Raw genomic sequence first — 14,287 nt, 5'->3', positions numbered from 1 at the left:
TCAAATTTCTTACTATTTTTTTAAAAATAGTTAATAAAAATTAAACCTAGATATTTTGTATTTACATAATAAATAATCCGATAAAAAAAGCAATATGATAAAAAATAATTTTAAAAACGCATATTTTAATATAAGATGATTAACTAAGTTAAGTCCTCTGAACTTAATAATTAAACATGGAAATTTTATGACATTAGAAATAGGGAAAGAGAAAGTAATTAAATTATCTGATTTAAAAGGCAAATTTGTGGTGCTATATTTTTACCCAAAAGATGACACACCAGGATGTACTTTAGAAGCACAAGATTTCAATAAGTTAAAACCAAGAATTCGATAAGCTTAACGCAGTAATTATTGGAGTTTCAAAAGATAAACTCGACTCTCATGATAAGTTTAAAGAAAAATATTGCTTAGAATTCGATTTAGCTTCAGATGCAAATTCAAATTTATGCGAACAATATGGGGTATGGGTAGAAAAATCCATGTTTGGTAAAAAATATATGGGTATAGATAGAGCAACTTTCTTACTTGATAAAGAAAGTGGGGTTAGACATATTTGGCGTTCTGTCAATGCTAAAGGACATGCTCAGGAAGTATTAGACAAACTGAAATCATTGCAATAAACTAAGGTTAGTTAGCTAGACCCCGTGAATAAATCACGGGGTGACATTATAATTAATTTCACCTACTTATATTATCTCTGCGGTTCGTATAAATGATTTTTTTCATAATTTTCATGCCGCATTTGTGCTTCAATACATAATGTAGCTATTGGTCGTGCTTCTAACCTTTTTATACCTATCGGATCGCCTGTTTCTTCACAATAACCATATTCACCCTCTTCAATACGCTTTAATGCTTGCTCTATTTTTTCGCATAACTTACGATATCTGTCTCTAGTACGAAGTTCGAAAGCAGTTTCTGTTTCAGTAGTAACACGATCATTAGGGTCTGATTCATTCCAATTTTCTTCTTTTAGATGATTTAAAGTTTCTTGAGATTCAATTAGTAAAGAATTTTTCCACTTTAAAAGTTTTTGCCTAAAATATTCTAAGTGATTTTTACACATATATTCTTCGTCTTTAGACGGCTTATATTCTTCAGGCAATGTAGTAATTTTAAACATATTCATAATCTCAATATTATCTATTTAGTACCTATACTTATAAGGTTTTAAATTAATATAATATATAACTTAAAATTAACGCAAGAAGATTGTTAATATTAAATAACATTTTATTTTTTGATTGGATGTGCGGTAACATATGCCGTTTCTAAATGCTTTATACTTGTTTTTGTATAGCTTTGTGTAGTTGATAAACTTTTATGTCCTAACAGCTCTTGAATAGAGCGTAAATCTGCCCCATTTTCTAGTAAATGCGAGGCAAAACTATGCCTAAATGAATGAGCACTTAAATGCTCAGGTAAACCATAAAACCGTTTCAACTTAATTAACTCCTGGTTAAATACAGGAGGTTGCAATTTCTTACCTTGCTTCCCTCTAAATATTGGTTCATCATCTTTCAATTCATATGGTAATTTTTCTAAAAATTCTGTGATCAAATTTCTAGCAATAGCAAGCCAAGGAATTACTCTCTCTTTACCTCCTTTACCCATTATTTTTATAAATTCTAAATTTTGTAAATGAAGCTTTGTAATCGATAACGCTTCAGATATTCGTAAACCTGAAGCATATATAAGAACAAGTAATGCTTTATTTCTAATTTCTATCCACTGACTATTTCCATATTCTTCAATATGATCAAGTGATATATTTACCTCTTCTTCAGATAAGGCTTTTGGCAGTAGTTTACTTTTTTTGGGAGATTTAATAGAAAAAACCACATGATTATGTAATTCAGCCGTCTTTTCTAAAAATTTATAAAAATTCTTTATGGCAGATAAACCACGGGCAATTGATGAAGTAACAAAATTATCACATTTTCTTTTAGCAAGCCAACTTCGCATCAATCTTATATCTGCTGCCCTAATATAATCCATTGTGACGATATCCGAATTATAATAATTCATGAACTCAAGAAAATGTTTAAGATCATTATTATAGGAAATCATGGTATGATTAGAGTAATTTTTTTGCAAGCTGAGGTATTTTTGCCACTTAATTATTAATTCTTGTGTTTGTGTATCTAACATTTATAAAGCTTAATTAATTTTAATATTAACTTACCATCTAACAATTATTGACTCGTAATTTTATAAATGTTAGCATGGACTAATGGGTTAAGGGTTCTTAACAAACCCACAAAACACACAGTCACTTATATTTTACAAAGTTTAATTTATTTTTAGGAGAAAAATAATGTTAAATAATACACAATTTTTAGATTTTATGAAATCTTATATGAATCCTGAACTTTATATGAGTTCTTTAAAAAATATGCCTAATATAGATTTTTCATCTACCACCGGAACAATGCAAAGAGCTTTAAATATTTTAGTAACAACAAATCAAATAGCTACTGAAAGCATGCAAAATTTGCTTAAGAAAAACTCCGAAATGATACAACATAATGTTAATACCATTTTGAATTCTACTAAAGAAGCAATGGGTACTAATGATTTTAAGCAAGCTAGCGATTGTCACCAAAAATGTTTTAAATCTATTTATGAAACATCTATGAATAATGCTAAAGAGATTGCAAATATTGCCTATGAATCTTCAGCAAAAATATTAGAAGCAGTAAACAAAAATATTTCTGAAAATGTTCATCAAGCTTCTTCTAATATGCAGAATATGGCACAGCAAGCACAAAAAAACGTATTTAATAAAAAGCCTGCTTAGATTTTAAGCTACATGTCATTCCCGCGTAGACGGGAAAGCTTTATTGCGTGGATCAGTTTTTCCAGTTGTCATCCCGCGACTTTGATCGCGGGATCCAGTTAAAAATACTAATAAAATTAGTATTTTTTATTATTTTTTGGATGCCGTGGTCAAGCCACGGCATGACATCGAAAGTGCTTTTCGATCCACGCAACAATGTTATGCAGGAATGACATAAAAACCATATAACAATCCTATCCATTCCTCGCTTTCCTACTGAGCCAGTTTTGTAGATAAGAATCTGCAAGCTCAGCATCTTCTATAACGATTACATTTTCTGCATTACGTTTATCAGCAGCAGCAGTAAAATTAAATGAACCGGTTATTACTTTCTTTTTATCGATAATTATAACTTTATTATGAGCAATACCCGGAACTTTATCTATACCTACCTCAATTTTTGCTCGTTGTAATTCGTGTAACTTAGAAAATTTTTGCTTTAAATTACTACGATCCAGTAAGATTTTCACTTGTACACCACGTGCTTGAGCATCAATTAAAGCGGCAGTAATCAATGAATCGCTCATGCCATATGCATGCATATAAATTGACTCTCTAGCTGTATCAATTTGATCTGCTATAAATTTAATGCAACCTGATGGGGGAGTAAAACATGTACTAACTTTACTTCTAGAAAGCTGCGAAATATTGTAATGCTTTATTTTTGGAGGCGGTGTATGCGATATTTTGAACTGATTTATTAGATCAGTTCCATAATCTGAATATCCTAAAACACCTATTGATATGCCTAAAATAAAGGCAATAAATATTTCCGTAAATTTTTTATTTTTTCTCTTCACAAACTTTTTTATTTTTTAACGTAACTTCCTGGTGCTTCTTCAATTGCTATTAAATTTTTATAATCCAAAGATTTTACTAGTTCAGTATTATTTTTAATAAGCCAATCAAGCCACACCATGAGCCTTTATATTCTGTAGCTTTCAAAAGCCATTCTCTACTATTTAAACTTAAATCATCATTAAGTCTATAATTATATTTAGTAGTTTTTGGAGGATTAACCACCCCTGCTACATGCCCTGAATCAGTTAAGCAAAAAATCTTATCACCATTTATCAATTTCATTCCATCATATATTGAACGCCAAGGTGCGATATGATCCTCCTTAGCTGCCACAAAGAAAGAATTACAATCAACTTTACCAAGATCTATCTTAGTTCCTAATATTTCTAAAGTATTAGGCTCTTTTAGTAAATTATTATAATAGGTATTTTGTAAATATTCTTGATACATTCTTGCCGGTAAATTTGTAGAATCAGCATTCCAATATAACAAATCAAAAGGCATAGGATTTTTGCCAAGTAAATAATTATTTACAAAAAATGTCCAAATTAAATCGTTAGCTCTTAGTAAACTAAAGGTATTTGATAAATATTTTCCATCAAAATATCCTTTCAAATCCATATCCTCTTTAATATACTTCATCGTATTTTCATTAAAAAATACTCCAAGCTCACCAGGACTAGTATAATCAAGCAAGGTGGTAAAGAACGTAGCACTATTAGTGCAATCTAGTTTTTTTACTTTTAAATATGCAAGAATAATGGCAAGAAACGTTCCGCCCATGCAATATCCAACGAAGTCAATTTTTTTAAAGCCAAGCTTTCTAATATATTCAATAGGTGCTAAAATCCCATATTGTAAATAATCATCAAAGCCTTTTTCTGCTAAAGACGAATCCGGATTAACCCATGAAATAAGGAAAACTTGAAAATTATTTTCCACTAAAAAAGATATTAATGAATTATGCGAGGATAAATCGAGAATATAATATTTATTTATGCAAGGGGGAATAATTAGTATCGGTATCTTATGTACTTTTTCTTTCGGCTCATAGCATATTAGCTGCATCAAATCATTTTGAAATATAACTTTTCCTTTTGTTGTTGCAATATTCTCACCAAGCTTAAAAGCTGATTTATCAGTAGTTCTAATATTTAATATATCACCTGAATTTTTTATATCTCTTAGGAAATTTTCAAGCCCTTGTACTAAATTCTGCCCCCCACTTTTCAAAGTTTCACGTAAAACTTTTGGATTACAAAAAGCAAAATTTGATGGCGAAAAAGCATCAATAAAGTGCCTAGTTAAAAAATCTAAATGTTGCTTAAGGTCATCTGATAATTCATATTGATCGATATTTTTCTTAAGCCATTCAGCGGATAATAGATAATATTGTTTAACAAAATCAAAATAAGCATTCTCTTCCCATAAAGAATCTTTAAATCTTTTATCACGATTATCTGGGGAAAATATAGCTTTCGCCGGACTACCAACAAATTTCGCAAAGGCATTCGTAGTAAGCTCTCTTAGCTTTTCAATATACTGGGTATTAATACTACAAAATTTTTCAGGATTTGCCCAAAATTGTTCTACCATTAAGGTGGCGATAATTCTATTCTTATCACTATTAATTAAATTTTGTGGTATTATACTACCCTTGCCCTGCATTAAATGCATGATCAATTCTTGATATTTATCAGCTATTTCTTTAAAATTATTGATAATCGTTTCATGTGGTATGTTGTACATATTTTAGTTCCGGTGATGTTACTACGTCATTGCGAGGAGAAACTGTAAGTTTCGACAAAGCAATCTCAGGAATCTTATAACTCTATTTCATGAGATTGCCACGCTCCTTGCAGTCGCTCGCAATGACATCTATATCTCTAGACTATCCCATATACTATTTATCTTGTCGATAACTTCCTGATCCATTTCGATTTTTTTACCCCATTTTCTGTTTGTCTCAGGGTATATTTTATCTGTTGCATCTATTCCCATTTTGCTGCCAAGCCCTGACTCTGGGGATGCAAAATCTAAATAATCTATTGGGGAGTTTTCTATGAAAGTTGTATCACGCTTTGGATCAACTCTTGTTGAGATTGCCCAAATTACTTCCTGCCAGTTACGAATATCGATATCATCATCGACCACGATAATAAATTTGCTATACATAAATTGCCGTAAATAAGACCAAACACCAAGCATTATTCTTTTAGCATGACCAGGATAAGACTTTTTAATTGATACTACCGCAACCCTATATGAACAACCTTCAGGTGGCAACCAAAAATCAACAATTTCCGGAAATTGTTGTTGAATAAGAGGGATAAAAATCTCATTTAATGCTTCACCGAGTATTGATGGCTCATCTGGGGGTTTGCCTGTATAAGTACTCAAATATACAGGATTTTTTTTCATCGTTATTGCTGTTACAGTAAATACTGGGAATTCTTCAACATCATTGTAATATCCGGTATGGTCGCCAAAAGGACCTTCGGGTAAATACTCATCTAGACTAACATACCCCTCAAGTACTATTTCGCTATGTGCTGGAACTTTTAAATCAATGGTTTTACACTTTACCAATTCTACTTTTTCATTACCAAGCAACCCAGCAAAATTATATTCCGAAATATTTTCCGGTATCGGCATTACTGATGCCATAGTTATTGCCGGATTTGCCCCAATAACTATAGCAGCTGGGAAAGGTTCTCTTTTTGCTCCTTTCCAACGTTTATGATGCTCTGCACCACCTCGCAACTTAAGCCAACGCATCAATAATTTATTTTCCGAAATAACCTGCATTCTATATATACCGAGATTATAATTATCAACCTTTTCATCGGTTGGTCCTTTAGTTACAACTATAGACCAAGTAATTAAAGGTAAAACATCAAGAGACCAACATTTTTGGATTGGTAATATATTAAGATCAGGCTTGTCGATAATAATCTCATGGCAAGCGGCTTTTGAAACAGTTTTAGGCGACATAGCAAAGATACGCTTTGCTAGCGGTAACATCGATAATGTTTCTTTAAAAGATGATGGTGGTTGCGGTTGTTTAAGAAATGCGAGTAAAACTCCAAGCTCTCTTAATTCCTGAATATTCTGAAGCTTAAGCCCCATGCAAATACGATTGATACTAGCATAAAGATTAGTTAGAACAGGTATTGTAGATTTACTGCCGTCAGATTTTATAACATTCTCAAATAGCAAAGCAGGACCATTTTGCTCCAATGCTCTTCTGCTGATTTCAGTAATTTCTAGATCGGTTTTAACTTCAACAGAAATACGCTTTAATTCACCGTTTTTTTCTAACAATTTCAAAAACTCGGGTAAATCTCTAAAGCTCATATTATTTATTAGATTTTGTGTTATTTAGCTCGTATGTAATCCTCACCGTACGTGTGCATCGGCATCATCCCGTGGTGGCATTGTTGCGTGGATCGGTTTTTCCGTCATTGCGAGGAAATTGTGAAGTAATTGACGAAGCAATCCAGCTAAAAAATACTAATATTATTAGTATTTTTTATTATTTTTTCTGGATTGCCACGCTCATTTCATTCGCGTAGCTCAGACGATTTGGTATCCACGCAACAACAAGGTCTCCCGTGGTTTGGGAACTAGATCCAGCATAAAGCGAGATAAATCGAGCTTTTTGTATTTTTTATTACTGGATCCCGTGGACGAGCCACGGGATGACACCGATCACGTTTTTCGATCCACGCGGGCAATGCCGTCACAGGGCGACACAACTCATTTACATAGTCTTCACTTTCATATCATTTTGCTTGATCGTATAGTTAATCAATTCATCAATGATAGAATTTTTAATAGTGTGTACTATATTTTTTTCTGAATTAGTTCTAATATTTTTAGCCACCTGCTCATCTATATTTGTAGATTTAATATGGGCAAAATATAGCTCATCGCCTACTTGAAATACAGGAGTATTAGAACCTATTTTAGTGTTAAAAATGGATAATAATATTTCAGGGGTTAACATCTGATCATTTTCCATTTCTGATCTTATATAAGTTTTGTTACGTATTTTAGCATTTGATGTGTTATCTTCTGTATCAAAATTATCTTCTTTTGCTAAATCTTTCATAATTTTTATATTAAGATCAGCAAGATATTGCTTTATCCAAGTGCTATTTATCTGTTCTTTAATACTATCAAATTCAGGTATTTTTGCTGGATTTATAGATTTTAATTCAACAAGTACTAAATAGCTTTTATCTTCTGCCTCAATCGGATAAGATAATTCCCTCTCGCTAAGCTCAAAAATACTATCGGCATTTTCGGCAATTATTTTGTCTTCGATCAAATCGGCATAACTTATATTATTAATATTGTTAATAGGCAGCTCATATTTTTCTGCAATTTCAACTAAGCTAGAACCGGCTGCGACATCATCTTCTAAGTTTTTAGCAAGCTCCATATTTAGGATATCAATTTTTTGAGATTCTATTTGTTCATATAATTGTTTTTGTACATCCTCAAAACTTTGTTCTCCAAATTCCTCTTTATTCTCATTATAAAATTCTAATAATTCTTCTTTAGTAACTTGGATTTTCTTTTGTAAGTTTTCAGTAGTAACTTTTATATATGAAAAGCTACGCTTCTCAGGTATTTCAAATGAAGATTTGTTATTCTGGTAAAAATCTTTTAATTCCTGATCAGAGGGAACTGGAATTTGTAAATCTTTTGGCTTGTTTTGTAGATTCATTTGCACTAATTCTACTTCTCTTTTTTCAGCCATATAATTTACTATATTATCAGTCATAGCTTTTGGAACATAGAAGCTATCTAAAAAAGTACCAGCAAAAATATTTTTTAAGGCTTTTTCTTTAAAATTTACTAAATATTTTTCTTCATCTGTATAAGAATTTCTAAAATAAGTTTTAAAGAGCTTTATATCGAAAATTCCTTGATCATTTTTAAAAACCGGTGATTCTTTTACTAAATTTTTTACAGTATCATCGCTTATATCAAAATCATAATAGCTAACTAGATAATCTAAGATATTCTCAAAAATAAGCCTTTTTAAGATTCTATTATCTATATTTAATTGTGCTATTTCTTCTTCCGTTAGGCTTACTCCTACTTGTTTAGATATAGCGTTAATTTCTAAAGATTTTGCCCGCAGAAAATCTTCTTGCGATATGTTTTTCGCATGAGAAAAAGTTACGATATTGCCACCACCTCTTCCATGTAATACATCTTTAATGCCAAAGCCAACAAAGGCAAAAACGATCATTGCGAATAAAACCCGCATTATAAAACTATCGGCAGTTTTTCTAATATTATTTAACATAATTTTTTATTTAAGATTCTTAATGTCATCTTGTACATTATAAAGCAAAAAAACCTACATAGTCAAACTATATAGGTTTTTTGTTACATATGTGTCATGCCGTATGGATCAATTTTCCCGTCATTGTGAGGAAATTACGAAGTAACTTGTACGTACGCAATCTTAGGATGCTTGACAAGATTGCAACGTCGATACTTTGTATCTCCTCGCAATGACGGGGAAACTGATGCACACGAACAAGCCACCACGGGATGACAAAGGAAAACTTATATACGCAAATAATACTTTTTCACAATAACGACTCTTGAGTCGCACAACAATATTTTTAGTAAGGAATAATCGAGAAATAAGGATGGTGACCCCTACGGGACTCGAACCCGTGTTCCCACCGTGAAAGGGTGGTGTCCTAACCGCTAGACGAAGGGACCTTTAAGAAATATTATTATAATTTGTCATCCCCGCAAGGCGTTGCCTTGGTGTATTAGCCCTATCTTTGTCATCCCATGAGCTTGTAGCGGAATCCAGTTAAAAATACTAATTTTAGTATTTTTCATTATTTTTTCTGGATCCCGCAATCAAGTCGCGGGATGACAGAGGAAAAACCGATCCACTTAAGCAAGCCTTACGGAGTAACAGATAATATAACAATGCACTTTAATTACAATAACTTCAAAGGTTTTATACAATATCTTTTTAAGTATTGCAAGCAAAATTATAGATTTACTTTAAGTTTAATACTACCTTGATGGCTATGATAACGTTTATTCAAATAATAGTTATAATCCAACGAAATAATCGTATTCTTAACACTTCCTATAATACCCCCTCCTAAATTATAGGCTGTTTTTGCTTGTTTCGGTATTATATGATTTTGCGTAAATTTATTACCTTGTATTTGAATAGTTCTATTTACTCTCTGAGTTTTTTCATTGAAATTATGCTCTATGGAACTATGCAGCGTAAGCCCTAAATTATTATTTTTTAAAGGTATTTTCGTTTTAGCACCGATAATTCCTGATAATATATTATTTTCTTTCGTTGCAAGAGCTATTTCTTGAATACTAATACCTGTTTCATTATATACACCATCTCGTGATTTTCCGTATCTTAAACCGATATTTGGCGTAATGACTATATTATTTGTAGCCAGATAATTATAATTAAGTAAAGCTTCTGCGTTATAGCTATGGTTACGATGTTTTACATTACTCTTAAATTTAGTATTATTAAATAAATAAGTAGTTTTATTTTTAATAAAGTTCTTAGAAGCAACAACTAAACCTTGCAATACAAAATTTTTCGGTAATTCTTTTTGCCCATAGATAGAAACTATATGACTTTTAATAATTTCTTTATCATTATTATTGTTATTTTTAAACTTAAATACTGAATGAACGTTACTATAAGCAATACCTATAATATTATTATCGATCTCAACGTCAAAACCAACAGTACCACCTTTATTAATACCTCTATAGCCATTAATATTATTAACTCTACCTTGGTTATTAACACCGTACATAGTACGCATCCATAGACCTCTTTTAACTGGTGACTCTTCATCACCAGCTGCTATAGCAGCGTTATTATCTTCATTAATTTTAACTACTGCAATAGAATCAAGTCTAGTAAAAATAGAATCTTTCGTCACTTTCTGAACAGTTTGAATTTGTTGATTAGTAGTAGGAGCAATTGCTGCAACACTCTTTTTTACTTCTTCTACTGCTTGCGGAAGAGGGATAGTTGTAATTGCATCAATCTTTTTAAGCGGTTTACTATATTCTAAATCTTCTTCTATACCTGAATCATAATCATCATCACTATCTATTAATTTTAAAAAGCTATCTTCATCCTTTTCGCCACTCTTTAACCTTAAGAAACTACGTTTATCATCACCATCTTTTAATTTTAAAGAATCATTTTCATTTTCTCTACCATCGCTTAATGCTAAAAGACCATGCTCATCATCACTACCATCACTTAGCCCTAAGAACCTATCTTCTTCCTCTTTACCATCACTTACTCCTAACAAGCTATGTTCACTTTTTCTGCCATCACTTAGCCTTAATGAGCTAGGTTTATCCTCTCTACCATCACTTAGCCCTAAGAATCTATCTTCTTCCTCTTTACCATCACTTACTCCTAACAAGTTATATTCACTTTTTCCGCCATCACTTGATTCTGATGAGCTAGGTTTATCCTCTCTACCATTACTTACTCCCAAGGAGCTATGTTCATTAGTTGATAATAATAGTTGATCAGAAGCATCTTCAGTTTTTGTACCAATATTTGCGTTAGGTTGATCGTTTAAGCCTTTCGCTGCAGTTAGTGTTTCAAGTTCTGAATTTATATCTGCAGTTATTTTTTCAAAGCCTTCTAGAACTTCTTTAAATTCTGCATCTCTATCTATCTTAGACTCATTGTTTAAGCCTTCAGCTTCAACTAATTTTTCAAATTCTACGCTTAAGTCTTCTTTACTACCAACTAGATCACTAATGCTATGAACTGAAGCATATTTCTTTAACGGTGTTGCACTATATCCTTTAGCCTTTATTTCTACATCACTATCTGATGAATTACTAAGGCTATCATCTTCTAGACTCTTGACCTCTGCTTGCAATGACAACTGCTCAGATAAATTAAGTGCTTCCATAGCTAACTTTTTAAGCCGTGAATCCTCTTCAACATTTTCCAGATTTTGGGGCTTCTCACTACGTTCTGCAATATAGCTCTCTTCCGCCTTTTGAACCTTATCCTCTAAATCTAAATAATCTAATATACTTAAATCTTTTTGAGTAGGTTTTACTAATTTTTCAAACTTTTTATATGCTTCTTTTATTACATCATTAACTTCTGATATAATCTCTCCATTTTCTAGTATTTCAGAATTATTCTTAAGACTTTCAAAACTTGAATCATATCTTTGAGGTGGATTTGCACTATATCCTTGAACCTTTATTTCTACCTCACTATATGATGAATTACTAGAGCTAGGAGTTGAACCTAAATCCTCTATATCTTGTTGTAACTGTGATTCTTGTTTTGATAAATTTAGAGCTTCCTGGGCTAAATCCTGAAGTGATTGTGAATTTTCAGGGTCTAATCTTTTTCGGCGTAATTCATGATATTGTGCTTCAACATTACTTTTTTTGGTGGATACTTTTTGAAGCTCTTCATCCAGCTCATCATGTTTTCGTAGTGAGGTAAATTTCTCTTCAAGTGCTAAATATTCTAAATTAGATGATGCTGGACTTTGTATACCATTACTTTTTCTACTATCTTCTTTGTAATTTTCAAATGCTTCTTCAACTAATTTTATATCATTATTATATTGTTTTAATAATGCCTCAGCTGCTTCTATTTGCCTGTTTTCATCACCATTTAAATCTTTATTTTCTTTATATATAATAAATTGCTCCCATACTGCTTTAGCTTCGTCTTTTTTCTTATTTAAATCTTTAAGTAATCTATCAAACAATACTGGACGCTTATTACTATTAGCACTATTAATTCTATGTAATGAGTACTCAATATTTTGATGTCCTAAAAGAGCTAAATTATTTTTTGGAACAATATGCGTATCTTCTTTATTAGCTGCAATAAATCCTACATTCGTCTTTATCTTATCTTGGTATCCATTTATCCTGCTTTCAATTTGTTTTGCTTCAGCAAGTTTTTCCTCAATTCGCCTATTATAGCTTATTTCATTTTGTGGCTTGTTAACTAGCTTTAATCTTAATATATTTAATTCTTGAATTATATTTTCTAAGTTTTTTTGCTCTTTTTTTATACTTGCTAAACTTGTATCAATTAATTTTTGCTGAGAAGAACTAGGTGTTTTTTGTAGGTTTTTTATTAGTCCTCCTACTTCCATATATGTTTCAACCAATGGCAACATACGTACGTTTAAATCCGCTTGAGTAAACGTAGGATATTGTTTTGACTGATCTTCTTTTTGAGGCTGCACATTTACAACTGGATCTGGAAATACTTCTATATAGTCCTGTACTGAGGGCGGGTTTGGTTTTAAATATCCTCCTGAATCATACTTGCTATTATCTACAATCCTTTGCACTCTAGGTGTTACAGGAATGCTTACATTATTAGTGTTATTTTTATTTCGAGCAGGTAGTTGCGGTGGAAAAGTAATTTGTCCTATTTCAGTTTTTATTTCTCCAGAAATCCTTTCTACTTTCTCATAATATTTCTTTATATCATTATGATTTGGCTTTTCCTTAGCCAGTTCTCCTATTATTTTTAGTTTTAAGTCTTCTTGCTTTTCTTGTTTTTTTTCTATTTTTAATAATTTCTTTTCTGCTACAGTTTTATCTTCGTACGATTCTATTCGTCCTATCCCTTCTCTTGTAGTCTCTAAAGATTCTGGATTTTGATTTAATATTTTTTTTATTTTTTCTAATTGGTTTAAATCATCTTGAACCTGCTGTTCACTCTCTTGGTTATTTAATAATACTCTTTTCTTTTCTATCTCCGCTCCTAATGCAACCATTAATAGATTTTTTTGTATCCGTGCCTCTCCTATATTATTTTTTTTCTTTGCTGCTGCGTATGCTTTAGCTGCCTGTTTTTTTCGTACTTCTTGTGCTTTTTTTTGTGCTTCTTTATCAACTTTAATTTTTTCTATTCTTTCGTTATTATCTTGCTCTATCTGTGCTTGATATTCTGCACTTTTTCTTTTTACTTCATCCGTAGTTGCTTTATTTTTATCAGCTACACCCTGCCTAGCAGCCTTAGTTCTTTGTAATTGTTCTTGAGATTTTGTAAGCTTTGTTGGCTCTTCCGCTGATGTATTATCATCTTTTTTACCTTTACCAAAAAGACGAGAAAATACTCCACATTTTTTAGGCGTGCTAGCCTGTGCAGACTTAAAATCACTTTGTGAGTTTGGCTCTTGTTGTACCGGTGAGCTATTTTTATAAAAATCTTCTATATCTTGGCTTGAATCATTACTTTTAAGGCTTTCTCTTCCTTTTTTTGTTGAAGGTCTACGTTTTACACTACTAGCTCTATTTAATGCTTTCTTATACTCCATTATATCTTGGTAAGTATCTTTGCTACTTGCTACTCCTTCAAAAGGTACTGCAATTATTGCTGCTGCTGATATAGAAGCAAGTAAAGAATATTTTAAAAGTCTTAGTTTTTTTACGGAATTATTTGTGGTTATTTTACTCATATTTTGAATACCTAAAATTTAGTTATGCTTACCAAAGTCGCATATAATAGTAATGTGGTTAATAAAAATCAATAATATAGTTAATTTATTTTAATAATTTGATCTTGCTATTGAAAAAGGATCGCTGGGC

Annotated in this window: 7 protein-coding genes, 1 tRNA gene and 2 pseudogenes; 2 read left to right on the top strand and 8 right to left on the bottom strand. The window is 31.6% G+C overall.

Translation table 11 applies throughout. The features are described from left to right. Positions 1-187: 187 nt before the first annotated feature. Positions 188-623, top strand: a pseudogene (locus AAHF54_RS00865) (peroxiredoxin). A gap of 71 nt (positions 624-694) precedes the next feature. On the opposite strand, the gene dksA reads toward AAHF54_RS00865, so the two are convergent. Together dksA and AAHF54_RS00855 are read right to left on the bottom strand one after the other, a co-directional pair. Further along, on the bottom strand, positions 695-1,126 hold the full coding sequence (gene dksA, locus AAHF54_RS00860) for an RNA polymerase-binding protein DksA (protein WP_341788742.1): 432 nt from the start codon (positions 1,124-1,126) through the stop codon (positions 695-697). 110 nt (positions 1,127-1,236) lie between these two features. Next, a complete protein-coding gene (locus tag AAHF54_RS00855; protein ID WP_342170054.1) occupies positions 1,237-2,154 on the bottom strand; it encodes a tyrosine recombinase XerC in 918 nt (305 codons plus the stop codon). Positions 2,155-2,320: 166 nt separating this feature from the next. On the opposite strand from AAHF54_RS00855, the gene AAHF54_RS00850 reads away from it, so the two are divergent. Next, a complete protein-coding gene (locus tag AAHF54_RS00850; RefSeq protein ID WP_068041350.1) occupies positions 2,321-2,803 on the top strand; it encodes a phasin family protein in 483 nt (160 codons plus the stop codon). A 233-nt stretch (positions 2,804-3,036) separates the two neighbouring features. Here the strand turns inward: AAHF54_RS00850 and AAHF54_RS00845 are convergent, their stop codons facing one another. The 6 genes and pseudogenes from AAHF54_RS00845 to AAHF54_RS00820 all read right to left on the bottom strand — a co-directional run bounded on the left by AAHF54_RS00845 (position 3,037) and on the right by AAHF54_RS00820 (position 14,157). Continuing rightward, a complete protein-coding gene (locus AAHF54_RS00845; protein WP_341788740.1) occupies positions 3,037-3,642 on the bottom strand; it encodes a phospholipase D family protein in 606 nt (201 codons plus the stop codon). 280 nt (positions 3,643-3,922) lie between these two features. Further along, positions 3,923-5,239, bottom strand: a pseudogene (locus AAHF54_RS00840) (alpha/beta fold hydrolase); the annotation flags it as partial. A gap of 282 nt (positions 5,240-5,521) precedes the next feature. Beyond that, complete coding sequence (locus tag AAHF54_RS00835; RefSeq protein ID WP_342170053.1) at positions 5,522-7,000, bottom strand: UbiD family decarboxylase; 1,479 nt, start codon at positions 6,998-7,000, stop codon at positions 5,522-5,524. A gap of 406 nt (positions 7,001-7,406) precedes the next feature. Beyond that, the gene (locus AAHF54_RS00830) at positions 7,407-8,966 is read right to left on the bottom strand and encodes a SurA N-terminal domain-containing protein (RefSeq protein WP_342170052.1); all 1,560 of its coding nucleotides are present in this window, start codon (positions 8,964-8,966) and stop codon (positions 7,407-7,409) included. Positions 8,967-9,319: 353 nt separating this feature from the next. After that, positions 9,320-9,394: transfer RNA gene (locus AAHF54_RS00825), tRNA-Glu, on the bottom strand. A 284-nt stretch (positions 9,395-9,678) separates the two neighbouring features. Next, entirely contained in the window at positions 9,679-14,157 is a 4,479-nt protein-coding gene (locus AAHF54_RS00820) for an autotransporter domain-containing protein (RefSeq protein ID WP_342170051.1), read from the bottom strand. Positions 14,158-14,287: the final 130 nt, after the last annotated feature.

Source organism: Rickettsia endosymbiont of Seladonia tumulorum, assembly GCF_964030815.1.
Lineage (GTDB): Bacteria > Pseudomonadota > Alphaproteobacteria > Rickettsiales > Rickettsiaceae > Rickettsia.
Note: the sequence above shows the minus strand (reverse complement) of the source record. Positions and strands in the feature narration are given on the sequence as shown.